The organism is Bordetella petrii (assembly GCF_000067205.1).
Taxonomy (GTDB): Bacteria; Pseudomonadota; Gammaproteobacteria; order Burkholderiales; family Burkholderiaceae_B; genus Bordetella_A; species Bordetella_A petrii.
This window is the reverse complement of the sequence record NC_010170.1, coordinates 1-24,290: the sequence shown is the minus strand read 5'-3', so window position 1 is coordinate 24,290 and position 24,290 is coordinate 1. Positions and strand designations below refer to the sequence as shown.

The 24,290-nt window shown below is 66.3% G+C and carries 22 protein-coding genes; 8 read left to right on the top strand and 14 right to left on the bottom strand.

Annotated features, from left to right (window positions below):
• Positions 1–6 precede the first annotated feature (6 nt).
• Together BPET_RS00110 and panE are read right to left on the bottom strand one after the other, a co-directional pair.
• On the bottom strand, positions 7–618 hold the full coding sequence (locus BPET_RS00110; protein WP_012247051.1) for an NAD(P)-dependent oxidoreductase: 612 nt from the start codon (positions 616–618) through the stop codon (positions 7–9).
• An 88-nt stretch (positions 619–706) separates the two neighbouring features.
• On the bottom strand, positions 707–1,636 hold the full coding sequence (panE, locus tag BPET_RS00105; RefSeq protein ID WP_012247050.1) for a 2-dehydropantoate 2-reductase: 930 nt from the start codon (positions 1,634–1,636) through the stop codon (positions 707–709).
• 172 nt (positions 1,637–1,808) lie between these two features.
• Between panE and BPET_RS00100 the strand changes: the two genes are divergently transcribed.
• A complete protein-coding gene (locus BPET_RS00100; protein ID WP_012247049.1) occupies positions 1,809–2,837 on the top strand; it encodes a BMP family protein in 1,029 nt (342 codons plus the stop codon).
• 37 nt (positions 2,838–2,874) lie between these two features.
• Here the strand turns inward: BPET_RS00100 and BPET_RS00095 are convergent, their stop codons facing one another.
• From BPET_RS00095 to BPET_RS00070, 6 genes are all read right to left on the bottom strand, one after another.
• Complete coding sequence (locus BPET_RS00095) at positions 2,875–3,705, bottom strand: AraC family transcriptional regulator (protein WP_012247048.1); 831 nt, start codon at positions 3,703–3,705, stop codon at positions 2,875–2,877.
• Positions 3,706–3,833: 128 nt separating this feature from the next.
• A complete protein-coding gene (locus BPET_RS00090) occupies positions 3,834–5,423 on the bottom strand; it encodes a serine hydrolase (protein WP_012247047.1) in 1,590 nt (529 codons plus the stop codon).
• Between the two features lie 7 nt (positions 5,424–5,430).
• Positions 5,431–6,612, bottom strand: coding sequence for a hypothetical protein (locus BPET_RS00085; RefSeq protein ID WP_231852643.1), 1,182 nt, complete (start codon positions 6,610–6,612; stop codon positions 5,431–5,433).
• Positions 6,613–6,633: 21 nt separating this feature from the next.
• On the bottom strand, positions 6,634–7,731 hold the full coding sequence (gene ampH / locus BPET_RS00080) for a D-alanyl-D-alanine-carboxypeptidase/endopeptidase AmpH (protein WP_231852642.1): 1,098 nt from the start codon (positions 7,729–7,731) through the stop codon (positions 6,634–6,636).
• A 184-nt stretch (positions 7,732–7,915) separates the two neighbouring features.
• Positions 7,916–8,818 carry a LytTR family transcriptional regulator DNA-binding domain-containing protein gene (locus tag BPET_RS00075; RefSeq protein ID WP_081482945.1) on the bottom strand — a complete coding sequence of 301 codons (903 nt, stop codon included), beginning with the start codon at positions 8,816–8,818 and terminating at the stop codon, positions 7,916–7,918.
• Positions 8,819–8,830: 12 nt separating this feature from the next.
• Entirely contained in the window at positions 8,831–9,997 is a 1,167-nt protein-coding gene (locus tag BPET_RS00070) for an alpha-hydroxy acid oxidase (protein ID WP_012247043.1), read from the bottom strand.
• Positions 9,998–10,076: 79 nt separating this feature from the next.
• On the opposite strand from BPET_RS00070, the gene BPET_RS00065 reads away from it, so the two are divergent.
• From BPET_RS00065 to bioD, 5 genes are all read left to right on the top strand, one after another.
• Complete coding sequence (locus BPET_RS00065) at positions 10,077–10,361, top strand: acylphosphatase (protein ID WP_012247042.1); 285 nt, start codon at positions 10,077–10,079, stop codon at positions 10,359–10,361.
• 21 nt (positions 10,362–10,382) lie between these two features.
• Positions 10,383–10,868, top strand: a complete 486-nt coding sequence (locus BPET_RS00060; protein WP_041862581.1) for a thioesterase family protein — start codon at positions 10,383–10,385, stop codon at positions 10,866–10,868.
• A 527-nt stretch (positions 10,869–11,395) separates the two neighbouring features.
• On the top strand, positions 11,396–12,736 hold the full coding sequence (bioA, locus tag BPET_RS00055) for an adenosylmethionine--8-amino-7-oxononanoate transaminase (protein ID WP_012247040.1): 1,341 nt from the start codon (positions 11,396–11,398) through the stop codon (positions 12,734–12,736).
• Position 12,737: 1 nt separating this feature from the next.
• On the top strand, positions 12,738–13,928 hold the full coding sequence (gene bioF / locus BPET_RS00050) for an 8-amino-7-oxononanoate synthase (protein WP_012247039.1): 1,191 nt from the start codon (positions 12,738–12,740) through the stop codon (positions 13,926–13,928).
• On the top strand, positions 13,921–14,706 hold the full coding sequence (gene bioD, locus BPET_RS00045; RefSeq protein ID WP_012247038.1) for a dethiobiotin synthase: 786 nt from the start codon (positions 13,921–13,923) through the stop codon (positions 14,704–14,706). The genes bioF and bioD overlap by 8 nt, the downstream gene beginning before the upstream one ends.
• Here bioD and BPET_RS00040 read toward each other — a convergent pair.
• Complete coding sequence (locus BPET_RS00040; protein WP_041863325.1) at positions 14,651–15,556, bottom strand: LysR family transcriptional regulator; 906 nt, start codon at positions 15,554–15,556, stop codon at positions 14,651–14,653. The genes bioD and BPET_RS00040 overlap by 56 nt on opposite strands.
• A 156-nt stretch (positions 15,557–15,712) precedes the next feature.
• Here BPET_RS00040 and BPET_RS00035 point away from each other — a divergent pair, with 156 nt between their 5' ends.
• Positions 15,713–16,579 carry a pirin family protein gene (locus BPET_RS00035; protein ID WP_041862580.1) on the top strand — a complete coding sequence of 289 codons (867 nt, stop codon included), beginning with the start codon at positions 15,713–15,715 and terminating at the stop codon, positions 16,577–16,579.
• An 86-nt stretch (positions 16,580–16,665) separates the two neighbouring features.
• Positions 16,666–17,292, top strand: coding sequence for an isochorismate family cysteine hydrolase YcaC (ycaC, locus tag BPET_RS00030; protein ID WP_012247035.1), 627 nt, complete (start codon positions 16,666–16,668; stop codon positions 17,290–17,292).
• Positions 17,293–17,405: 113 nt separating this feature from the next.
• Here the strand turns inward: ycaC and BPET_RS00025 are convergent, their stop codons facing one another.
• From BPET_RS00025 to dnaA, 5 genes are all read right to left on the bottom strand, one after another.
• A complete protein-coding gene (locus BPET_RS00025; RefSeq protein WP_012247034.1) occupies positions 17,406–18,749 on the bottom strand; it encodes a HipA domain-containing protein in 1,344 nt (447 codons plus the stop codon).
• Positions 18,749–19,051: a helix-turn-helix domain-containing protein gene (locus BPET_RS25385; RefSeq protein WP_012247033.1), complete on the bottom strand. Its 303-nt coding sequence runs from the start codon at positions 19,049–19,051 to the stop codon at positions 18,749–18,751. Before BPET_RS25385 ends, BPET_RS00025 begins: the two co-directional genes overlap by 1 nt.
• Positions 19,052–19,197: 146 nt before the next feature.
• Positions 19,198–21,651 carry a DNA topoisomerase (ATP-hydrolyzing) subunit B gene (gyrB, locus tag BPET_RS00015; protein WP_012247032.1) on the bottom strand — a complete coding sequence of 818 codons (2,454 nt, stop codon included), beginning with the start codon at positions 21,649–21,651 and terminating at the stop codon, positions 19,198–19,200.
• A gap of 90 nt (positions 21,652–21,741) precedes the next feature.
• Positions 21,742–22,851 carry a DNA polymerase III subunit beta gene (gene dnaN / locus BPET_RS00010; protein WP_012247031.1) on the bottom strand — a complete coding sequence of 370 codons (1,110 nt, stop codon included), beginning with the start codon at positions 22,849–22,851 and terminating at the stop codon, positions 21,742–21,744.
• A 2-nt stretch (positions 22,852–22,853) separates the two neighbouring features.
• Positions 22,854–24,290: a chromosomal replication initiator protein DnaA gene (gene dnaA, locus BPET_RS00005; protein ID WP_012247030.1), complete on the bottom strand. Its 1,437-nt coding sequence runs from the start codon at positions 24,288–24,290 to the stop codon at positions 22,854–22,856.

Sequence of the window (24,290 nt, the reverse complement as noted above, 5' to 3'; positions counted from 1 at the left end):
CCGGCGTCAGTAGCCGACCGTGAAGCGCCGCCGCGGGTGGCGCGGCGATTCAAGCTCATCGACCAGCGCGATGGCGTAGTCTTCCATGGAGATCCAGCTCTTGCCCTCGTCGTCGGCCAGCAGCTCATCGCTGCCGATGCGGAACGTGCCGGTGCGCTCGCCCGGCGCGAACAGCGCCGACGGCGACAGGAAGGTCCAGTCCAGCGCCGTCTCGCGGCGCAGGGCGTCCAGGAACACCACGCCGGCGCGAGCCTCGGGCTTGTACGCGTCGGGAAAATCGGCGGTATCGATCAACATGACCCCGGGCGCGACCCGCAGGCTGCCCGCGCCGCCCACCACCAGCAGCCGGGGCACGCCTGCGCTGCGTACTGCTTCGAGCAGCGGCTTGGCGTCAGTGGAAACGAAGCGGGCCGCGCTGATTACCGCGTCGTGGCCGGCCAGCAACGGCGCCAGCGCGGCGGGATCGGTGACGTCGCCCTGTCTGGCGGTCAGGCCGGGCCGCGCCACCACCTCGGCGGGGTTGCGGGCAATGCCGGTGACCTGGTGTCCGCGGCGCAACAATTCGTCGGCAATACGCGATCCCGCGCGGCCCGTGATGCCAATTAGTGCGATGTTCATGAAGTGCTCCGGAAGCAATGAGGATGCTCCATGCTAGCCCCGCGGACCGCGCGCGCAAACACCGCCGCGCGCGATAGTCAATTGCACATCATGCACCAATGGCGCGCCGGGCCTGGTACACCTGCAGGTGGGCGTAGGCCATGCGCAAGGCCGGCGTGTCCAGGCCCAGGGTACGCCCACGGTGCACCATGTCGCCCACAATGTGGTCGGCCTCGACCCGCGCGCCCTGGCTCAGGTCACGGAACATGGATGCGGTCATGGGCGACTGACGGTCGGTCAGCACCTTCAGCGCCGCGGCATCGGCTTCGCTGCGCACGGCATGGCCCGAAGCCGCCGCCACCTGCTGGCATTCGCGCAGCAGATCGCGCACGATGGCTTCGCCGTCGTCGGTAGACACGATCTGCCCGACCGGCCCGCGCATCAGGCAGGTCGCGGCGGCCAGTGTGGTCAGGAACACGTATTTTTCCCAGACATCCTGCTGGATGTCGCTGCTCAGGCGGTTGGTGAAATCCGCCCCCGCCAGCGCGGCCTCCAGCGCCACGCAACGCGCACTGCGCGGATCGCCGGCCCGCTCGCCGTAGACGAACACCGCATGCTGGCCCAGGTGCCGCACCTGCCCCTCGGGGCCAAGCGTGGCGTTGATCTGGCATAGCCCGCCCAGCACCCGGGCCGCGCCGAACTCGGCGTCGAGGGTGTCGTACTGCAGCACGCCGTTCATGATGGGCAGGATCGCCGTATCCGGGCCCACCGCGGGACGGATGGCCGCGATGGCGCTGGGCAGGTCATAGGCCTTGCAGCTGATCACCACCACGTCGTAGGCGCCTTCCAGCTCGCCTTCGGTCACCACCTGGGCGGCCACCACCGCGTCGCCGCGCGGGCTTTCGATGCGCAGGCCCTGCGCGCGCAATTTTTGCGCACGCGCTTCGCGCACCAGAAAGGTCACGTCGGCGCCCGCCTGGGCCGCCCGTCCGCCAAAGTAGCCGCCCGTGCCGCCGGCGCCAAGAAACAGCAATCGCATCGAAGTCTCCGAATTCCGCGCCACGCAACACGGCGGCGCACACTACGCAAGATTATGCACCCGCAAATGCGCCCGACGCGGGACAAGCTTGCCTATAATCCTTTCGCGCGGCATGCATTGCGCCGCGCCGTCATCGCCCAACCTTCAGCGCGTTGCGCAGGAGCCCTCGTCCATGCCATTCCGCACTTCCCTGTCGGCCGCCGGACAGCTGCGGCGCAGCACCATACTGCGGCTCGGGGCGGGGCTCGCCTGGCTGGCGGCGGGCAGGGCGTACGGCCAGATAATCGGTCCGGTCAAGGTGGCCGGGGTGTACACCGTGCCTATCGGCCAGCAATGGGTGTCGCGCGTGCACCGGGCCCTTATCCTGGCCCGCACGCGCGGCGACATCGACTACGCATACACCGAAAACGTTTCGCACGGTTCGTACGAACGCGTGCTGCGTCAGTACGCCGAAAAAGGCGTGCACCTGATCGTGGGCGAAGCCTTCCGGGCCGAGGCCGCCGCGCGCGCGGTGGCCCGCGACTACCCGCAAACCGCCTTCCTCATGGGCTCGTCGGGGCGCCCCCAGCAGCCCAATTTCTCGGTGTTCGACAACTACATCCAGGAAGCGGCCTACCTGTCGGGCATGGTCGCCGGCGGCCTGAGCGAAAGCGGCAAGATCGGCCTGGTGGGCGGCTACCCCATCCCCGAAGTCAACCGCCTGATGCACGCCTTCATGGACGGCGTACGCGAAATCAACCCCGACGCGCGGTTCTACGTGGCCTTCATCGGATCGTGGTTCGACCCGCCCAAGGCCAGGCAGGCCGCCTTCGACATGATCGACCAGGGCGTCGACATGCTGTATGCCGAACGCTTCGGCGTAGCCGAGGCCGCGCAACAGCGCGGCAAGCTGGCTATCGGCAACGTCATCGACACCCAGCCGCAGTACCCGGACACGGTCGTCACCTCGGCGCTCTGGAACATGGAACCCACCATCGAACGGGCGCTCACCATGGTCAAGCGCGGCACCTTCAAGGCCGACGACTACGGCAAGTATTCGCAGATGCGCTACCAGGGATCGATGCTGGCCCCGCTGGGCGCGTTCGAGGGCAAGCTGCCCGGCGGGCTGGTCGCCAGCGTCGAGGCCCGCCAGAAGGCCATTCTGGACGGCAGCTTCAGCGTCAAGATCAACGACAACCCGCCGCAGTCCAGCACGCCATAGAAGCAGCCCGGGCAATGCGCCCGGGCCGCCCGCCGCGTCAGGCCAACGGCAGGTAAATGCGCGTCTTCAGCTCGGCCGCGGGCGTGGTCTTGGGATCGTTCACGTATTCTTCCCACATCGGAAAATCCAGCGTCTCGTGGCCGCTGGCCGGCAGCCATTGCGCAAACAGCCAGTTATAGGCGGCTTCTATTTCGCTGTACGGACCGGTGTATTCCAGCACGGCGCAGCGCGCGGCCGGCAGCGCGAACGGCTCGAATACCGGGTCGGCCGACGCGCCGTCGGGCAGCGTCAGGCCGGCGCGCGAACGCAGCCGGTCGGCGGGCACCTGCGCCGGGTCGTCGTAGTACACGCCGAACGAGCGCGTGGCAGGCCCGACCAGATCGCGGCCGGCGGCCAGCATGAACAGGCGGTCGAACGTGGCGCCGATGTTTTGATAGTCGCCCTGATGGGCCAGGGTGGCCAGCGACGCGCCGGCGAACTGCTCGATGGTGACAGGGTACATGCCAAGCTCCTGAGGGTTGAAAGGCCTGGAGCGCGCATGGCGGTAGCGGCCCGGCGGCATGCCGAACGCCGCGCCGAAAGCCCGGTTGAACGCGGCTTGCGAGGTATACCCGGCGCGCCGCGCCACCTGCGGCATGGGCCGGCTGCCGGCCAAATCCACCGACGCCCGGTGCATGCGCATGCGCTGCATCGTGGCGTTGACCGTCTCGCCCATCAGCGCGCGGTACACGCGATGGAAGTGATAGGGCGACAGGCATGCCAGGTCAGCCAGGTGATACAGGTCGGGCGCCGCGTCGGGATGCGAGGCCAGCCAGTGCAGCACGGGTTCCAGCCGGTTGGCGTAGTGGATGCGGGTCGTGGCTTTCATGCGTCCTCCAGGGCTTCCACTGTAGCGATGGAGGCTTTGCAGATATTGCGGTTTTATATGGGCAACGATATGGGCAAAGATACCGGCAAAGATATGGGCAAAACAGCGCCGCCCGCCCCTGGCGCATCTTACTTTCTTACCCAGGTTCCCAGGCCGTTTTCGTCGTAGAAATCGATGGCGAAGCCGCTGGCGCGGCCGTTTTCCATCTTGAACCGCAGCGACGCCAGCGAATCCACCAGTTCCGCCTCGCCCGCCGGGCTGAACGCGAAGGTGTCGCCGTCCCAGTGGCGCAACTGGAACGCCATGGCCTTCGGGCCCAGCGTAAGCGTCATGGCGCCATTGGCTTCCTGTATATCGGCCATGCCGAAGTACGCGTTTTCATAGCGGCCGACATAGCTGTCCAGCGGCTGGCTTGCCCGGGGCCGGGCCGGGCGGCTCTGCGATGAAAGGTCCGCTTGCGGAACGAAGTAGCCTCGCATGACCCCGTTGTAGGCGGCGAACCAATCCCGGCTTGGCTTGCCGTAGAGCGCCACGTCGGTGAACTCCGCCACGACCGACTCCGCCGCGCCGATCGGCGCGCCATTGGTCAGCACCACAATGCCGATCCCGGCCGACGGCACGATCTTGAACGCCGTGCCGGCGCCCAGCAGAAAGGCCCCCGAATGTCCCATGGCCGGGCGGCCGCCCACCTCGGTGTTCACGTTGAAGCCATAGCCATAAAACCCCGGCCGCGCATCCACGGCATGCGGCGGCGCGCTGAACGACTGCGGTGACAGCGCCGGCAGCAGGGCCTGCGGCGCAATCAGCGGCTTGCCCTGGCGCTGGCCATTCGCCAGCAGCAGTTTCAACCATTCGGCCAGATCGACCACATTGGACGAAACGCCGCCCGCCGGCGCCTGCTCGTCGGCATTACGCTGGCCCAGGGCCTGGAACGATCCGTTCCGGTACGCATGCAATGCGGCGCGGTTGCCGCGCGCTTCGTAGTCGCGATAGCGATAGCTGGTCGAAGCCATGCCCAGCGGCTTGAACAGCGATGCATCGGCCAGGTCTTCCCAGCGCGCTTGGGCGGCCGCGGCCACGGCCTCGGCGGCGATCGTCGTGCTGAAGTTGGCGTAGTGATAAGAAATGCGAAAAGGGTCGAGCGGCAGCAGCCTCAGGCGCGCGATGATCTCGTCGCGCGTGAATCCGAGGTCTTCGAGATCGTCGCCAGCCGTGCCCGGCAAGCCGGTGCGGTGCGCGAAGAAATCGCCGATCGTGCCGTGCGAGGCCACATAGGCATCGCTCAACTTGAAGCCTGGCAAATAGCGCGATACTGGGTCCGTCCATGCCACCGTGCCCCGGGTCACCTGGATCGCCGTCACCGTGGCCGAGATCGACTTGGAAATCGACGCGATCTGGAACACCGTCTGCGCATCGACCGCGCCAGGCTTGCCCGCCTCGCGCTTGCCGTATCCCTGGGCAAACACGGTCTTGCCGTCGATGACCACGGCGGCGGCCATGCCCGGCACATGGCTGCGCCGCATGATGCGTTCGATGATATGAGGCAATTCCTGAACGGCCCGTTCCCGGCTGCCGTTCGGAATCGCCACGGCGTCGGCTGGCGGGCTGGCGCCGCGCTCTATCGTCAACGCCTGCGATGCGGCGGGCATGGCGCCACCCATGGCCAAACCCGCGCCCAGCACGGCGGCAGCGGCAATGCGTATTGGCTTGCTGTTCATGGTCACCTCAGAACTCGGCTTGATAGGCGATGCGGAACACGCCCTGATTGATGATGAGCGACTGGTCGCGCTGGCGCGTCAGCCCCGCCTGGACGATAAAACCGGCTGGCAGCACGTAGGTGGCCGCGCCGGAAAAGGCCCAGTCCCAGCCGCCGCGCAGGCCGTAGCGCGCCAGCTTTTCGTCGCTGCCCGACAGCTTGCGCGCCGCGGCAGTTACCACGAACTGCCAGCGGTCGCGCGATAGCGCCACCGACGTCACGCCATTGCCGTTGGACACCGGGGCGCCGCGAAACGCGCTGGCGTAAGTGGCCTCGTTGTACCAACCCAAATTCCAGCGGCGGCCCAACGGCGCGTCGTAGCGCAGGCGCGCGGACACGATGTTGCTGCTGTCGCCGTATCCGGGCTGGGCATGCAGCCGGCCAGCGTCTACGCCGCCCGAAATGCCTTCCAGCCCCGGCAGCCGGCGGAAGTCATAGGACACGATGAAAGACTGCATGCGGTCGCTGAAGGTGGGCGGCGCATCGGCCTTCAGCAGGCCGTCGTCGAAACTCAGACGCTGGCTCAGGCCGCCATCGTCGCGCTTGAATAGCACGGCGGCAAACGAGTGCGAGCCGGCCGCCGCCGTATCCAACGTATACCGGCCGCCCACGCCTATCGCGCCGCGGTATTCCGAGCCTTCGGTGAAACCGGAATACAAGCCGTCGATCACGTGCCAGGCGTCGCCATACCCCAGGTCCATCTTGCCGCCGTACAACGCATAATGGTCGGCCGTGTAGGCGGCGAACAAGTTGTTCAGCTGCGCACCCAGGTCGGAAAAGGCATTGTCTTTGGTTTCGTCCGTGGCGGAATCCAGTGTGGCCTTGGCGCGTATTGAAAAACGGTTCGTCAGTTGAAGCACGAAGGCGCTTTCTACCTGTGGCTGCGTGCTGGTCCAGTGCGAGCGCGGGATCTGCCCGTTGTCATCGCGGATGCCGAAGTAATTGGTATATCCGGTCAGCGCCAATATCCGGCCGTTGAGCCGGGGGTACTGGTCGGTGGCATCGCCCAATTCGCTGTAGGGGCTGAGGAAGATTTCCGTCTTGAAAACGTCCCTTGCCTCCTGAGCGCCGGCGGGTGGCGCGCTGATCGCCAGCGCGGTCATGCCCGCCGCGGCCAGCCTGCGCAGGCCGCTCATTGCAATGCTTTGCACGGACGAGCTCACGAAATCAGTTCACCGGGCCAGCTCGGCCGCCAGTTCGCGCACCTGCGCATGGATGCCGTCGAACATGGCGAAATTCACGCGGCTGGCCACGACCAGAATTCCCAGGCCCCGGTTGGGCGACAACGCCACATAGCTCATGAAGCCGCCCAGGCCGCCGCTCTTGCCCAGCAGCAGGGGGGTGCCGTTGCGCGGCAAGCTCACGACCCAGCCCAGGCCCATGCCGTCGGCGTCGGTCACCTCGGTGCCCACCACCGACTTCAGCCCGTCATAGGGCAACCACATCTGATGTGCCAGCAGGGCTTGCGGCGTTTGTCGCCGGGCCCCGTCCAGATGCCATTTCATCCAGCGCGCCATGTCCGCCGCCGTCGAATACACGCCAGCGCTGGCATACATGACGTCCGGCACGAGGGCATTGGGGTCGGGCTGGTTCAGCGGGTCCAGGCCCGTCATCAGGCGCTTTTGCTGCTCGTCGTTAAGCACGTTGGTCGTGTCGGACAGGCCCGCCGGCGCCAGCACTTCATTGGCCAGCACGGTGGAATAGTCGGCGCCACCGGCTTTTGCCAGGGCGTCGCCCAGCAGGCCATAACCCGCATTGGAATACAACGTGGTCGTACCCGGCGCATACGGCGGCGTGTTGCTGCCAAGCCACTTCCAGTAGTAAGCCCGGTCGAACGCGGCGAACGGATTTTCGGACGGCTTGGCGTCGGGGTCCGGCAACTCGCGCGGCAACGCGGCCGAATGCGTGGCCAGGTCCAGCAGGGTGATCGGCCGGCCATTGGATTGCACCTGCACGCCATCCGGCGCGTACTGGGACAAGGGGTCCGTCAGGCCAAGCTTGCCCTTGACGGCAAGCGCCGCCAGCACGTCCGCGGCGAACACCTTGGACACCGACGCCAGCCGGAAAATCGAATGCTCGTCGGGCTCAATGCCACTGCCCGGCGCGGTTTCGCCATAGGCCTGGATGACCGTGTCATCGCCACGCACCACGGCAATCAGCAAGGCCGGCGCGCCAGCGTTCAGGTAAAGCTGCATGCCGGCCATCGACACGGCGTCGGTAAGCGCCAGGTCGGCCGCCCGGGCCGGGTGAAAGCCAAGCGCGCAAGCCATGGCCAGGGTCAAAGTACACGCGCGCGAAACAATGCGGGACGCCAACATGCCGATTCTCTCTAGTCCAGGAAATTGGGAAATCCGCTGCAAGCGTGATGATCCCAAAAACCGCAAGAATCGCTACCGTCTCGGGACGAAACGACATGCCGGTTTGATGAATTGCCTGCCGGCCGCCGGCCGTCTTTCAGATGCCCATCCGCTCGCGCAACAATTTGCGATACGAGCGCGACACGGGCCAGGCGCGCTCGGCGGCGCGCATGCGAATCTGCCACCGCTCGGCGCGCCGGTCGATGTCCACGACATGCAGGGCATTCACGATGGCGGTGCGATGCACCCGGAAGAAGATTTTTTCTGGCAGCAGGGTCAGCCACATGCCCAGCGAGCGCGAGTCCAGCACCATCGACCCGTTCGCCAGCCAGATTTCGCTGTAGTTGCCCGCCGACCGCACGCCCGCGATGGTTTCGGGCTGCACGCCCTGGACCACGCCGCGCATTCTCAAATACACCAGGGCAGCCGGGCTGTCGTACGGCATCTGCTGCTGGCCCCGGCCATTGCCATACTTGGCCTGGCCGATCAGGCCGGCGCACTGGAACAGCGCTTCGACCTCGGCATCCGGCCATTCCCGGTGCTTCACCGTGGTGTCAAAGCCGATAACGCCGTACAGCTTGCCCTCGTTCAAGACGGGCACGCTCAGCACGCTCTTGTCGCCCTGGCGGATGAACTCCACCTGCAGGGTTCGAGCGACGCGCGGCAGTTTGTGAACATCGTAGATCGCCACCGCCCGGCCTTGCACCATGTATTTGTGCAGCCAGGCAATCAAGGTGGTGGGAACATCCTGCAGCTCCGTCACGTACGGCCTGGTTTGCCCGCGGCACCACTCATGGGTATTGCGAAAACGCAGCATGTCCGGCCGGTACTCCAGCATCCAGGACCGGTCGACATCCGTTGTCTCGCCCATGAGGGCCAGCACTTGGGAAATTGCCTCGTCGATCGGGTACTTCAGCAGGCTGAGCGCGCACTGGTATACCCAATCGCCCAGCGGACCCGGCGCCGGGCCGATGGCGTCGCGGATCTTGAAGCTGGCCAAGGCGCCGGCCTCCTAGGTCGGATACGTGCCCGGCAACAACACGCTGCGATCGCCCGGCGTCAGGGACTTGCGTCCGCACAGCGCCATGGTGACGTCCATTTCCTTGTACAGGATCTCGAGCGCGCGGGTCACGCCCGCCTTGCCATACGCGCCCAAACCATACAGGAACGCGCGGCCGATCATGGTGCCGCGCGCGCCCAAAGCCACCGCCTTCAGCACGTCCTGGCCCGAGCGAATGCCGCCGTCCATCCATACCTCGATGCGCGAGCCCACGGCGTCGGCAATGGCGGGCAGGGCGGCAATCGACGACATTGCGCCGTCGAGCTGGCGCCCGCCATGGTTGCTGACGATCAGCGCGTCGGCGCCGCTATCGGCCGCCAGCCGCGCGTCCTCCACGTCCAGGATGCCCTTGAGGATCAGTTTGCCGCCCCAGCGCTGCTTGATCCATTCGACATCGGCCCAGCTCAGGCGCGGGTCGAACTGCTCGGCGGTCCAGGACGACAGCGACGACAGGTCGGTCACTCCCTTGGCGTGGCCGACGATATTGCCGAACGTGCGGCGCGGCGTGCCCAGCATGCCCAGGCACCAGCGCGGCTTGGTGGCCAGGTTGATCAGGTTGGCCAGCGTGGGCTTGGGCGGCGCCGACAGGCCGTTGCGAATGTCTTTGTGGCGCTGGCCGAGAATTTGCAGGTCGAGTGTCAGCACCAGCGCCGAGCAGCCGGCCGCCTTGGCGCGGTCGATCAGGTTGGCCACGAATTCGCGGTCGCGCATCACGTACAGCTGGAACCAGAACGGCTTGCCGGTGGCGCGCGCCACGTCTTCGATCGAGCAGATGCTCATGGTGGACAGCGTGAAGGGCACGCCGAACTCGGCCGCCGCCTGCGCGGCCACCATCTCGCCGTCGGCATGCTGCATGCCGGTCAGCCCGGTGGGCGCGATGGCCACGGGCATGACCGCGTCGGCGCCGGCCATGGTGGTGCGCAGCGATCGCCCTTCCATGTCCACCGCCACGCGCTGGCGCAGCTTGATGGCCTGGAAGTCCGTTTCGTTGGCGCGGTACGTGCCTTCGGTCCAGGCGCCCGAATCGGCGTAGTCGTAGAACATGCGGGGCACGCGCTTCTGCGCGAGGATGCGCAGGTCTTCAATGCAGGTGATCTTGGCAAGGTTCGCGTTGTTCATGGGACACTATTGTTGGAAAAATAGAGGCCAAAAGGGGCGTAGCAAGTATACGCGCGCCCTACGCACAAGGAATCGCAGCATGCAAGTCTCCCAACTCGAAACCGTGCACGTCATCGTCAAGGGCGTCGTACAAGGCGTGGGCTACCGGCACGCCACCGTGCGGCGCGCCCACATGCTGGGCGTCACCGGCTGGGTGCAGAACATGGAAGACGGCACCGTGCAGGCCATGGTGCAGGGCACTCCCGACCAGGTCGACCACATGCTGGAATGGCTGCGCCGCGGCCCCCCGGCCGCCGTCGTGCGCGACCTCGCCACCCAGCGCGAATACACCGACAAGCGCTATGCGCGCTTCGAACAGCTGTAGTTTTTCACGATGGAAACCCCTATGCCTGATCACCCCGACCTGCCCCGCACCCAGCTCATCGTCCAGCCCGACTGGACCGACCTGTACGGCCACATGAACGCCGCCCGCTACGTGCGCGTGTTCGACCATATCGGCTTCCAATTGCTGGAGCCCCTGGGGGTAGGCGAAAGCTATACGCAGGCCACGCGCTGCGGCATCTACACCGTCGACATCGCCGTCAACTACCGCCGTGAACTGCTGGCCGGCGATCCGCTCGAACTGCGCCTGCGGGTGCTGGGCGCCGACCAGAAGCGCCTGCTGTGCCTGATGGAGCTCTTCCAGACGCGCGACAACTACCTGGCCGCCACCATGGAACAGCTGTCGGTGCACGTGAACCTCGACACCCGGCGCAGCCAGGCCTTTCCCGACACGCTCGTGCAGTCGCTACAAGCCGCCGCCCAGGCGCATGCGGCGGCACCGCTGCCCGAACGCCACGTCACGCGCCTGACGCTGGCACGGCGCGCCTGAACCCCGGGAAACCCAGGTGTCTGACTCCCACAGGGTGTCAGACACCGCTCGCCGGTAGCCGCCGCCGCACACAACGTTGTCAGGCACCTTCGGAGCCTGACCCCTGCCACGACAGCCAGGTGTCTAACTCCCGCAGGGTGTCGGACACCGCGTGCCGGTAGCCGCCGCCGCACACAACCTTGTCAGGCACCTTCGGAACCTGACCCCTGCCACGACAGCCAGGTGTCTGACTCCCGCAGGGTGTCAGACACCGACGTCCAGGCATTCGCCGTCCAAGTCACAAAACGTTTCATTTCAGCCGCCTCGCGAATTCTTGGCGAATAAGCGCCTGTTGCCGACGCGAATTCGTCAACGCACCGCCAATTTCACACATCGTCGCGCTTCATCCATTCAAATCCCGCAAATTCCAGGGGATTGCAAGCGTCGCCACGGCTTTCCTACTATCCGCCGCTCCACCGTCCGCCGGCTCATCGAGCCCATGCCGCGACACCGCGGCCGCCGGCCGGCCATCGCCCCAGGAGTCGCGGATGCCTCACCACGCCCCCACATCGAAAACCGCCGAATGGCGGACCCGCAGCCTGCGCCACGTGTGGCACCCCTGCACGCAGATGAAGCGGCAGGCCTCGATGCCGCTGCTGGCGCTGTCGCACGGCGAAGGGCCGTGGCTGGTCGACATGGATGGCCGCCGTTATCTGGACGGCATCAGCTCCTGGTGGGTCAACCTGTTCGGCCACGCCAATGCGCGCATCAACGCCGCCCTGAACGACCAGTTGGCCCGGCTGCCGCACGCCATGCTGGCCGGCTGCACGCATGCGCCCGCGGTCGAGCTGGCCGAACGCCTGTCGGCCCTGACAGGCGCGGCGCTGGATCACTGCTTTTACGCATCCGATGGCGCGTCCGCGGTGGAAATCGCCCTGAAGATGAGCTTTCACGCCTGGCGCAACCAGGGCCACCCGGCCAAGCGCGAATTCGTCTGCCTGCGCCATGGCTACCATGGCGAGACCCTGGGCGCGCTGGGGGTGACCGACGTGGCCGTGTTCCGCGACGCCTACGGCCCGCTGCTGCGCCAGGCCCACGTCGTGGCTTCGCCCGATGCCCGCGCCGCGCTGCCGGGCGAAGATGCGGACGCCGTCGCGCGCCGCGCCGCGGCCGAACTGCAGACCCTGCTCGACGCGCGCCACGCCCATATCGCCGCGGTGATCATCGAACCGCTGGTGCAATGCGCCGCCGGCATGGCCATGCACGCGCCCTCGTACCTGCGGCAAGTGCGCGAGCTGTGCGACCGTTACCAGGCGCACTTGATCGCCGACGAAATCGCGGTGGGCTGCGGCCGCACCGGCACCTTCTTCGCCAGCGAGCAGGCCGGCATCTGGCCCGACCTGCTGACGCTGTCCAAGGGCATCACAGGCGGCTACTTGCCGCTGTCGCTGGTGCTCGCCACCGACGCCATTCACGCCACGTTCTATGACGACGACGTGGCGCGCGGCTTCCTGCACTCGCATTCGTACACCGGTAACCCACTGGCCTGCCGCGCCGCGCTGGCCACCCTGGACATCTTCGAGGCGGACGACGTGCTGGCGCGCAACCGCCGGCGCGCCGCGCGGCTGGACGCGGCGCTGGCGCCGCTGCAGGCGCACCACGCCGTGCGCCATTTCCGCCGCACGGGAATGATCTGGGCCTTCGATGTCGAGGCCGGCCCCGGCTTCGGGCAGCGCTATGCCGCCGCCGCCCTGGCGCGCGGGCTGCTGCTGCGCCCCATCGGCCATACGGTCTACCTGATGCCGCCCTACGTACTGGACAACGACACTGCCACCTGGCTGGCCCGCGAAACCCTGGCCGCGCTGGACGACGCGCTGGAGGAACATTGATATGCAACTGCTGGACAACCTGGATGCCGCCCTGCGCAAGCTCGATGCGCAGCATCTGCGCCGCCGCCGGCGCACCGCCGAATCGCCGTGCGCGCCCCATGTGCGCGTCGACGGGCGCGACATGCTGGCTTTTTGCAGCAACGACTACCTGGGGCTAGCCGCCCATCCCGTCATCGTGGCCGCGCTGGCCGAAGGCGCGGCGCGCTACGGCGCGGGTAGCGGCGCCTCGCACCTGATCAGCGGCCACAGCCACGCCCACGCGCAACTGGAAGAACGGCTTGCCAACATGCTGGCGCCGCACCTGGAACAGCCCCGCGCACTGTATTTCTGCACCGGCTACATGGCCAACCTGGCAGTGCTGGGCGCCCTGGCCGGCCGCGATGCCGACATCTTCTCCGAGGCCCTGAACCACGCCTCGCTGATCGACGGCGCGCGCCTGTCGCGCGCCCGCGTCCAGGTCTATCCCCACGCCGACCTGGACGCGCTGGCGGATATGCTGGCGGCCAGCCGGGCACAGACTCGCCTGATCGTGTCCGACGGCGTGTTTTCCATGGACGGCGACATCGCCCCGCTGCGCGACCTGCTGGCGCTGGCCGAACGCCATGGCGCGTGGCTGGTGGTCGATGACGCGCACGGCTTCGGCGTACTGGGCGAGCACGGCCGCGGCGTGCTCGAACATGCGGGCCTGCGCTCGCCCCATCTGGTGCTGATGGGCACGCTGGGCAAGGCCGCCGGCGTGGCGGGAGCCTTCGTGGCCGCCCATGCCACCGTCATCGACTGGCTGGTCAACCGGGCCCGGCCGTACATCTTCAGCACCGCCGCCGCGCCCGCACAGGCGCATGCGCTGATGGCCAGCCTCAACCTGATCGAAGGCTCCGAAGGCCGGCAGCGGCGCGCGCGCCTGCAGGCGCTGGCGCAACAGCTGCAAGCGCGGCTCAGCCTGCGCCAGTGGCGCCACCAACCCACGCCCACCGCCATCCAGCCCATCGTGCTGGGCGCCAACGCACACGCGCTGCGCGCTGCCGCCGGCCTGGAAAGCCAGGGACTGTGGGTGCCCGCCATTCGCCCGCCCACCGTGCCACCCGGCACCGCGCGCCTGCGCGTGACGCTGTCGGCCTCGCACATTCCGGCGCACGTGGACCGGCTGGCCGACGCCCTGAACCAGCTCGACAACGAGGCCTGCCATGCTTGATGCACCCGCGCCCACGCCTGGGCACGCCAGTGCTCGCCACACCGACTATTTCGTGACCGGCACCGACACCGAGATCGGCAAGACGCTGGTCTCGTGCGCGTTGCTGCATGGCGCCGCACGCCAGGGGTGGCGTGCCGCCGGCATGAAGGCGGTGGCCGCGGGCGCCGACCTGGTCAACGGCGGGTGGGTCAACCAGGACGTCGAACAACTGCGTCAGGCCAGCAATGTGACCCTGCCCGAAGCCGTGCGCTGCCCTTATGTGCTGCGGCAGGCGGTGGCGCCGCACATCGCGGCGGCGGCCGAAGGGGTGACACTGCAGCTGGCCGCCATCCGCCATGCTTACCGGCAGGCCGCGGCTCACGCGGACGCCGTGGTCGTGGAAGGAGTGGGCGGCTTTCGCGTGCCGCTCGACGACAACCGCGACACCGCCGACCTCGCGCAACAGCTGGGGTTGCCGGTGATCCTGGTGGTGGGCATCCGGCTGGGGTGCATCAGCCATGCCTTGCTGACCGCCGAAGCGATCGCCGCCCGTGGGCTGCGCCTGGCAGGCTGGGTGGCCAACCATGTCGACCCCGCCATGCCGCATGCGCAGGCCAATGTGCAGGCCTTGGCGCAACGCCTGCCAGCGCCCCTGGCCGGCTGCGTGCCTTACCTGGCGCACGCCGATCCTGCCGCGGCGGCCCGCCATCTGGACCTGTCCGTGCTTTATCCGGTTGTGCCGCTCAGTCCTCGTCCAGCGCCTCGAAGCGGTCTGCCAGGAAATCGATCAGCGCCCTGACCGACGGCAATTGGCCACGACGCGACGCGAACACCACATGAATGATCTCGCGGCGCGGCGCCCAGTCGGGCAGTACCGTTACCAGCTCGCCGCGCTTGAACTGTTCACGCAGCAACATGGTGGGCAGTTGCACGATGCCCACGCCCGCCACGGCGGCGGCGCGCAACGCCAGCATGCCGCGCGTGACCAGGCGCGGCTGATGGCGAACCGCCGCGTGAGCGCCGTCAGGGCCCAGCAGGTTCCACACATGCTCGCCTTGCGGCAAGCCCAGCCCCAGGCTGGGCAGACCGCTCAGGTCGGCGGGCGCCCGGGGCACGCCGGTGTGCTGCAACAAGGCCGGGCTGGCCACCAGGCACTGGCCGCGATCGGCCAGCACCCGCATCACCAGGTCGCTGTCTTCCAATGGCGGCGGCCGCACGCGAATCGCCACATCGACGCCCTCGGCCACCACGTCCACCCGCCGGTTGGTTTCTTCCAGGTGCAGTTGCACCAGCGGGTACTGCACCATGAAGGCGGCCAGCATGTCGGCCACCCGCGCGTCCAGCAGCGCCACCGGGCAAGTCACCCGTACCGTGCCGCGCGGCTCGGCGCGGGTTAGCGCCACAGCCTCTTCGGCGGCGTCGGCTTCGACCAGCATGGCTTTGCAGTGCGCGTAGTAAGTCTGGCCGATGTCGGTTACCGCGAACTGGCGCGTGGTGCGCATCAGCAGGCGAGCTCCCAGGCGCGCCTCCAGCAGGGCGATGCGGCGGCTGAGTTTGGACTTGGGTATGCCCAGGGCCCGGCCGGCCGGCGCGAAACCGCCGTGGTCCACCACCTGTACGAAGTAATACAGGTCGTTCAAGTCGGGCATCAAGTCGGGCATAGCGCTCACCAGATTCGGCTCAAATATCGTTCATCAAATAGAACGGTAAGCGCCAATTTTACGGTCTACCGCCGGCATTGTCCTGAATCTATAGTTTCTTCATGGTGGTTGCGGCAGGGTCGCAACCCGCAGTGGAGAAAACTCATGAAAAAGGTTCTTGGCGTATACAGCGCTCCTCGCCCCCATTGGGTGGGCGACGGCTTCCCGGTGCGCTCAATGTTCAGCTACGACAGCCATGGCCGGCACCTCAGCCCGTTTCTCTTGCTGGACCACGCCGGCCCGGCCCAGTTCGCCCCGGCGGTCAAGCCCCGTGGCGTCGGCCAGCATCCGCACCGCGGCTTTGAAACCGTCACCATCGTGTACCAGGGCGAAGTCGACCATCGCGACTCCACCGGCGCGGGCGGCCACATCGGACCCGGCGACGTGCAGTGGATGACGGCGGCCGGCGGCATCCTGCACGAGGAATTCCATTCCGAAGCCTTCACCCGCCAGGGCGGGGCCCTGGAAATGGTGCAGCTGTGGGTGAATCTGCCGGCTCGCGACAAGATGTCCCAGCCGGGTTACCAGACCCTGCTGAGTCGCGACATCCCGGTCGTCGGGCTGCCCGGCAACGCGGGCCAGGTGCGCGTCATCGCGGGCAAATTCAATGGCCGGCGCGGCCCAGCGCGCACGCACACGCCGCTGGACGTGTGGGACGTGCGGCTGCGCCAGCAAGGCACGGCCACCTTCGATTTGCCCGAAGGCCGCACGCTGGCGCTGGCGGTGCTGCATGGCACGGTGCAGATCAACGGCGACGAGATCGTGCGCGAAGGCCAGTTGGCGCATCTGGCCCGCGAGGGCACCCGGGTGCAGATCGAGGCCAACAACGACGTCACGCTGCTGCTCTTGAGCGGCGAGCCGATCGACGAGCCCATCGTCGGCTACGGCCCCTTCGTGATGAACAGCCAGGCCGAGATCCGCCAGGCCATCGACGATTTCAACCACGGCCGCTTCGGCCAGATGGCTCCCTGATTCCGCGCGCGCCGCCGGCAGCGGCGGCGCGCGCGGCCTACCCGCCCATCCCGGGCATTTTCCTTTGCATATACCTGGAGATTTCCATGAGCAAGCCCTACGTCCGCCTGGACAAAGACAACGCCGCTGTACTGTTGGTAGACCACCAGGCGGGCCTCCTTTCGCTGGTGCGCGACATCGATCCGGACAAGTTCAAGAACAACGTGCTGGCGCTGGCCGACCTGGCCAAGTATTTCAAGCTGCCCACCATCTTGACCACCAGCTTCGAAGACGGCCCCAACGGCCCGCTGGTGCCCGAACTGAAAACCCTGTTTCCGGACGCCCCTTTCATTCCGCGTCCCGGCCAGATCAACGCCTGGGACAACGAGGACTTCGTCAAGGCCGTCAAGGCCACCGGCAAGAAGCAGCTGATCATCGCCGGCGTGGTCACCGAAGTGTGCGTCGCGTTCCCGGCGTTGTCGGCCCTGGAAGAAGGCTTCGAAGTGTTCGTCGTGACCGACGCCTCGGGCACCTTCAACGAACTGACCCGCGACGCCGCCTGGGACCGCATGAGCAAGGCCGGCGCCCAGCTCATGACCTGGTTCGGCGCAGCCTGCGAACTGCATCGCGACTGGCGCAATGACATCGAGGGCCTGGGCACGCTGTTCTCCAACCACATCCCCGACTACCGCAACCTGATCACCAGCTACACCACGCTGACACAGAAGAAGTAAGTGGCGGCGGCGTGGCCCGGGACGGTTCCCCTTGCCGGGGCCACGCCGGTCAAGGCCGCGCCGCGTACGCCGCGATGTTCAGGTGTTCGACACCGCCGGATCGGCCTGGCCGGTCACAACAATTCCGGGTCGACTTTGGGCACCTGCGGCGCGATCCGGAGAAGCCGCTCGGCCTGGGCAAGAACGAACGCGGCAATGCCCTGCACATGCTGGCGCTCATTCGGGGTGTACACCTCGTGCTGGGCCAGGGCTGCCACCCGTTTTTGAGCCTGTTTCGCCATCGAAGCCAGCTCGCGGGCAACCAGTGTCGCGGGCAAACCGGCCCGATGCGCGAAGTCGGCCAGGTCGAATGCCGTGACGGCGTTACAGCGAAACTCGTCGCCATACCCCATGGCCATCTCCTGCTCGATGGCTTGGCCATAGGCATGCACGCAGACCAAGTCATACAGATTCGCGGGAGCAAGCCCCGCGCCGCTCAAGAAAAACGACACATTCTTCCCATGAGCGTCGCTGTTGCCGATGAGCAACTGCAGGATCGCCCAGCGCAGCAAGAACTGGCGCGCGACTGCCGGGTTTTCGAAATCGTCTGCCAGCGCGAACAGCCTTTCGAAGCTCACGCCATCCCGGATATGCCGGACATGCTCGGCGCTGCCCATATTGCGCTCATATTTAAGCGCGACGGGCATGTCCAACGCCTGGCAGGCGTCAATGACATGCCGGCGGTGTACCGCAACCGCGGTTGGCCCGTCTTGCGCCCATTCCACCGTCCGGTCGAACCGCTCGATAAGCAGCACCGGTTCCGGAATGCGGCGAATGCGCACCGGTGCCACCGGCAGGCCCATGTGCAAGGCCAGCGTCATGCAGAAATGTTCGTTGGCCACCATGAACGGCGTGGCGGGGTTGGGCGATTCCGGCTTGAGGATATGCGTAGAGGCCAGGGGCGCCTCCACCAGGCTGACCTGATCGCCTTCCAGCAGCACCTGAAGCTTGTCCTGGAACCCCGCTACCGACAGCCGAACCTTGCCATCCCAAACCGGAAAGGGCACGCTGTCGCGCGCGCGGATGCGCTCGCTCAGTTCGGCGTCGGAAATCGGCCGGCGCGGTTCGGCCGCCGCTTGGCTCGCGTCGGCGTCCTCGGCCAGGAAACTCAGCGCCCCCACAGGCTCGCGGCCCAGCAGGTTGATCAGCCCGAAAATATTGCCCTTGGACACGCGATGAAAACTCGACGCCACATCGAGCGCGCGGCCTTCCGGCAACAGGTTTTGCAAAAATCGGGCAACCACGCCGGAAGCGGCGGGCGGCCCGGCTAGCGGAATATGTGGCGACAACGGAAACGCCTGCGCGATGCCTGGCCAGGCCGGATCGTAGATAAATTCGTACCGGTCTTCGGTGGACTCGAAAACCAAGGTTCCAACGCGCCCTTGTGGCGCGATGACGCTCAATGCGTGACGAGCCATCAGCCAGCGTCCTTTACTCGAGGTTCGCCCTCGATCGCCTGCAAGGCGGTGCTGGCCAATGCCTTGTCCGTGATGATGATGGCCAGGCCCAGCCCCTGCAGCACGGCCATCATCTTGTCGGTGCCGACTGCCCGGCCGTTTTCCAGGCGCGACAGCGTGTCTTTGGAAACGCCGAGCAGCGCCGCCGCATCGTCGATACGCAGCAGCGAATGCGCGCGCCGGTTTCGGATCAACTGCCCAAGCGCTTGCAGATCCAGAGCCAGCGGACTTTGCTCGAGGGGTTTGGTAAGCGTCCGCGCCATAATTCTCACATTTCAGGAATAAAAAGGGCGAATGCCGTAGTCGCCCCAATTATTCCTTACATACGCGAATTATTCAATGCAAAGCGTTTGGCATCTCATAATTCCTGATATGTGCGAACTAACCGCCCGCTCTACGCTGAGTTGCATCACGCGTCGATATTCGACGCCGACAGCGCGTGCGTTTCGATGAACGCGCGGCGCGGTTCGACGTCGTCGCCCATCAGGGTGGTGAAGATCTCGTCGGCCGCGATGGCGTCTTCGATCTTCACGCGTAGCAGGCGGCGCACGGTGGGGTCCATGGTGGTTTCCCACAGCTGCTCGGGGTTCATTTCGCCCAGGCCCTTGTAGCGCTGCTTCGAGATGCCGCGCTCGGCCTCGCTGCGAAGCCATTGCATGGCTTCGCGGAAATCGGCCACGAACTGCTCTTTGCGCTTGTCGCCTTCGCCGCGCGCCACGAACGCGCCGGCGCCGATCAGGCCCAGGAAGGTCCTGGCCGACTTGGCCAGCACGGCGTAGTCGGCACCCTGCACGAAATCGGCGTCGATGACGCTGACGCGCACATTGCCATGGTGCATGCGGCGCACCAGCAGGCGATGTTGTTCGTGGGTCTCGTCGAACTCGGCCACCACCTCGACGCCATTGCCCGCCACCGCTTCATGCATGGCGTCGGACAGGCGCTGGGCCGAAGCCGCGGCGGCCTCGCCCGAGGACAGGTCGATCTCGACCCCTTCGGCCATGGCCGACAGGGCATCCACGTCGAACAAGCGGGTCAGGCGGGCGATGACGGCATCGGCCAGCACGTACTGGCGCGCCAGTTCGGCCAGCGCCTCGCCCGTGATGGGCGCCGCGCCCTGCGCGGGCACCAGCTCGGCATCTTTCAGCGCCAGCTGCAGCATGAACTGCGCTTCTTCCTGGTCGTCTTTCAGATAGCGCTCTTCGCGGCCCACCTTCACCTTGTACAGCGGCGGCTGCGCAATATATACGTAGCCACGCTCGATCAGCTCGGGCATCTGGCGGTACAGCAGCGTCAGCAACAGCGTGCGGATGTGCGCGCCGTCCACGTCGGCGTCGGTCATGATGATCAGGCGGTGGTAGCGCAGCTTGTCGATATTGAAATCGGGCCCGATGCTGGTGCCCAGCGCGGTGATCAGGGTGGCGATCTGTTCGCTGGCGATCAGGCGGTCGAAGCGCGCCTTCTCGACGTTGAGCACCTTGCCGCGCAGCGGCAGAATGGCCTGGAACTTGCGGTCGCGGCCTTGCTTGGCCGAGCCGCCGGCGGAATCGCCCTCGACGATATACAGCTCGCACAGCGCCGGGTCTTTTTCCTGGCAGTCGGCCAGCTTGCCGGGCAGGCCGGCGCCTTCCAGCACGCTCTTGCGGCGCGTCATTTCGCGCGCCTTGCGGGCGGCTTCGCGCGCGCGCGCCGCTTCGACGATCTTGCCGCACAGCGCCTTGGCGTCGTTGGGGTGCTCCAGCAGCCAGGTTTCCAGCGTGCGCGCCACGGCTTCTTCAACCGCCGGCCGCACTTCGCTGGACACCAGCTTGTCTTTGGTCTGGCTGCTGAACTTGGGCTCGGGCACCTTCACCGACAGCACGCAGGCCAGGCCTTCGCGCATGTCGTCGCCCGAAGTCTCGACCTTGGCCTTCTTGGCCAGCTCGTTGTCGGCGATGTACTTGTTGATGACACGGGTCATGGCCGCGCGCAGGCCGGTCATGTGGGTGCCGCCATCGCGCTGCGGAATGTTGTTGGTGAAGCACAGCACCGTTTCGCTGTACGTGTCGTTCCATTGCATGGCCACTTCCACGCCCACCGGCACACCGCCGGCGTTGGACTCGGCCGACACCGCGAACACGTTGGGGTGCAGCACGGTCTTGGAACGGTTGATGTACTCCACGAAACCGCGCACCCCGCCCGAAAACGCGAAGTTCTCTTCCTTGCCCTGGCGTTGGTCGATCAGGCGGATCTTCACGCCATTGTTCAGGAACGACAGCTCGCGCAGCCGCTTGGATAGGACGTCGTAGTGGTACTCGATGTTGTTGAAGATGATGGGGTCGGCCAGGAAGCGCACTTCGGTGCCGCGCTTGTCGGTGGTGCCGGTGACCGCCAGCGGGGCTACGCGCTCGCCCTGGCGGAACTCCATCTGGTGTACTTCGCCGTTGCGGCGGATGGTCAGACGCAGCCATTCCGACAGCGCGTTCACGCACGACACGCCCACCCCGTGCAGACCCCCCGATACCTTGTACGAGTTCTGGTCGAACTTGCCGCCGGCGTGCAGTTCGGTCATGACGATTTCGGCTGCGCTGCGGCCGAATTCATCGTCTTTGTGGATGGCGGTGGGGATGCCGCGGCCGTTGTCGGAAACGGAAATCGAGTTGTCGGTGTGGATGGTGACCACGATGTCGTCGCAGTAACCGGCCAGCGCCTCGTCGATGGCGTTGTCGACCACTTCAAAAACCATGTGGTGCAAGCCCGTGCCGTCGGAAGTGTCGCCGATGTACATGCCTGGGCGCTTGCGCACGGCCTCCAGCCCTTTGAGCATCTTGATCGAATCGGCGCCGTAGCCGCTGTTCTCGGGATTGCTGTTCTGCTGATCTGACATGTTGGTATCGCTAAGACTTCAAAAGACGGCCTGGCGGCCGGACCGCGGCGGGCGGCATGCGCCCGCGCGGCATAAACCCACGGGCGCGGATCAGATCCGCATGGGCATGACGACGTACTTGAACTGGTCGTCGTCGGGCAGGGTAAGCAGCGCCGACGCGTTCGCATCGGGCATGACCGACCACTGGATGTTCTCGGTTTTGACGTTGGCCAGCACGTCGAGCAGATAGCTGACGTTGAACCCCACGTCGAGGGGCTCGTGGCCGTAGTCGATGTCGAGTTCTTCCTGCGCCTCTTCTTGTTCGGCGTTGGAAGACGAAATCTTCATCTGGTTCTGCGCGAGCTGCAGGCGCACACCCTTGAACTTGTCGGTGGTAAGAATGGCGGCGCGCTGCAGGCTGCCCTGCAGGGCCTCGCGGCTGACCACGAACTGGCGGGTGTAGTTGGTGGGAATCACGCGGGTGAAATCGGGGAACTTGCCCTCTACCAGCTTGGACACCAGCTCGACATCGCCGAAGCGGAAACGAATCTGGCCCGGCGCCACGTCGACGGCGACGGGCTCGTCGGAGTCTTCGAGCAGGCGTTGCATTTCCAGCACGGTCTTGCGCGGCACGATGACTTCATGGCGTTCGGTGATGCCGTCGGCCGCCGTGGCGCAATGCGCCAGGCGGTGGCCATCGGTTGCCACGGCGCGCACGCAGCCGGCCTCGAACACCAGCAGCATGCCGTTCAGGTAGTAGCGGATATCTTGCTGCGCCATGGCGAAGTGCACCATGTTGAGCAGGTGGCGCAGCGTGCGCTGCGGCAGCGACAGCGAGACGTCCCATTTTTCGGGCTGCGCCACGGTGGGGAACTCGCTGGCCGCCAGGGTTTGCAGCGCGAAGCGGCTCTTTGCCGATTGCACCGACAGCTTGTTGTTGGCCAGGCCCAGCTTGACCTCGCCGGTGTCGGGTAGCGCCTTCAGGATATCGAGCAGCTTGCGGGCCGCTACCGTGGTGGATTCGTTGTCCTGGCCCACGCCGAAATCGGCATGGGTGGTGATCTGGACTTCGAGGTCGGTGGCAATGAAGGCGACCTTGTTGCCTTCCTTGCGCATGAGGATGTTCGCCAGGATGGGCAGGGTATGGCGTCTTTCGACGATTCCCGCCACGGTCGACAGCGGTTTCAGCAATGCATCGCGCGTGGTTTGTACGAGTTGCATGTTCATCCTTTTAGAGTTTGTTCCAACACGTGCAGGGTATGGTTCAGCTCGGCCTGCTTGGCGCGGGCGTCGGAAATCTTGCGTACGGCATGCAGTACGGTGGTGTGGTCGCGGCCACCGAACAGGTCGCCGATTTCCGGCAGGCTTTTCTGGGTGAGCTCCTTGGCCAGGTACATGGCAACCTGGCGCGGCAAGGCAATATTGGCGGGCCGCCGTTTCGAATACATGTCGGCGACCTTGATCTTGTAGAAGTCGGCCACGGTCTTCTGGATGTTCTCGACCGTGATCTGGCCATTGGAGACCGACAGCAGGTCTTTCAGCGCTTCTTTGCAGACATCGACCGACAGCACGTCGCGCCCGTGGAAACGCGCATAGGCCAGCACCTTGCGCAACGCGCCTTCCAGTTCGCGCACGTTGCTGCGCAAGTGCTTGGCGATGAAGAAGGCCACCTCTTCGGGCATGGGCACGCCTTCGGACTCGGCCTTGCGCAGCAGGATCGCCACGCGCATTTCGAGCTCGGGCGGCTCGATGGCGACGGTCAGGCCGGAATCGAAGCGCGAGATCAGGCGGCTGTCGATGCCGGCCAGCTCTTTCGGGTATGTGTCGCTGGTGATGATGATCTGCTTGCGCTGCGCGACCATCGCCTCGAACGCATAGAAGAATTCTTCCTGCGTGCGGCTTTTTCCGGAAAAGAACTGGATGTCGTCGATCAGCAGCAGGTCCAGCGAATGGTAGTAGCGCTTGAAGTCGTCGAACGCCTTGCGCTGGTATGCCTTCACCACGTCGGACACGTATTGGTCGGCGTGCACGTAGCGCACCCGCACCCCCGTGCCGGCCGCCACCATGGCGTTGCCGATGGCGTGGATGAGGTGCGTCTTGCCCAGGCCCACGCCGCCATACAGGAACAGCGGGTTGTACGAAATGCCGGGGTTCTCGGCCACCTGCAGCGCCGCCGCGCGGGCCAACTGGTTGGCCTTGCCGGTGACGAAGTTGTCGAAGGTCAGGTCGGTGTTCAGGCGCGAGCGCTCGTACACCACCCCAGCGGCATCGGCCTGCACTGCCGCCGCCACGGCGGCAGGCGCCACCGGCGCCTGGGCGGGCGCGCCGGCTGGCGTGGCGGCCATGCCGGCGGAAACCGGGGCCGGAGCCCCCGCGGGGGTCCGCGGCACCGCCGGCATGCGCGGCCCGGCGCCGCCGGCCGGCAGCTCGAACGCCACCTGCACGGGGCGCTGGAACCATTCCGCCGCCAGGGCCTCTATCTGGTGGGAAAAGTTCTTGCGCACCCAGTCGAGCTTGAACCGATTGGGAGCGGCAACGCGTAACACGGCCTGCGTCTCGTCGTACGCAAGCGGCACCAGCGGCCGTATCCAGGCGCTGATCTGTTGGGGGGGGAGTTCCTGCTCTAGACGACTGACGCAGGTCTGCCAGAATTCTTTCAT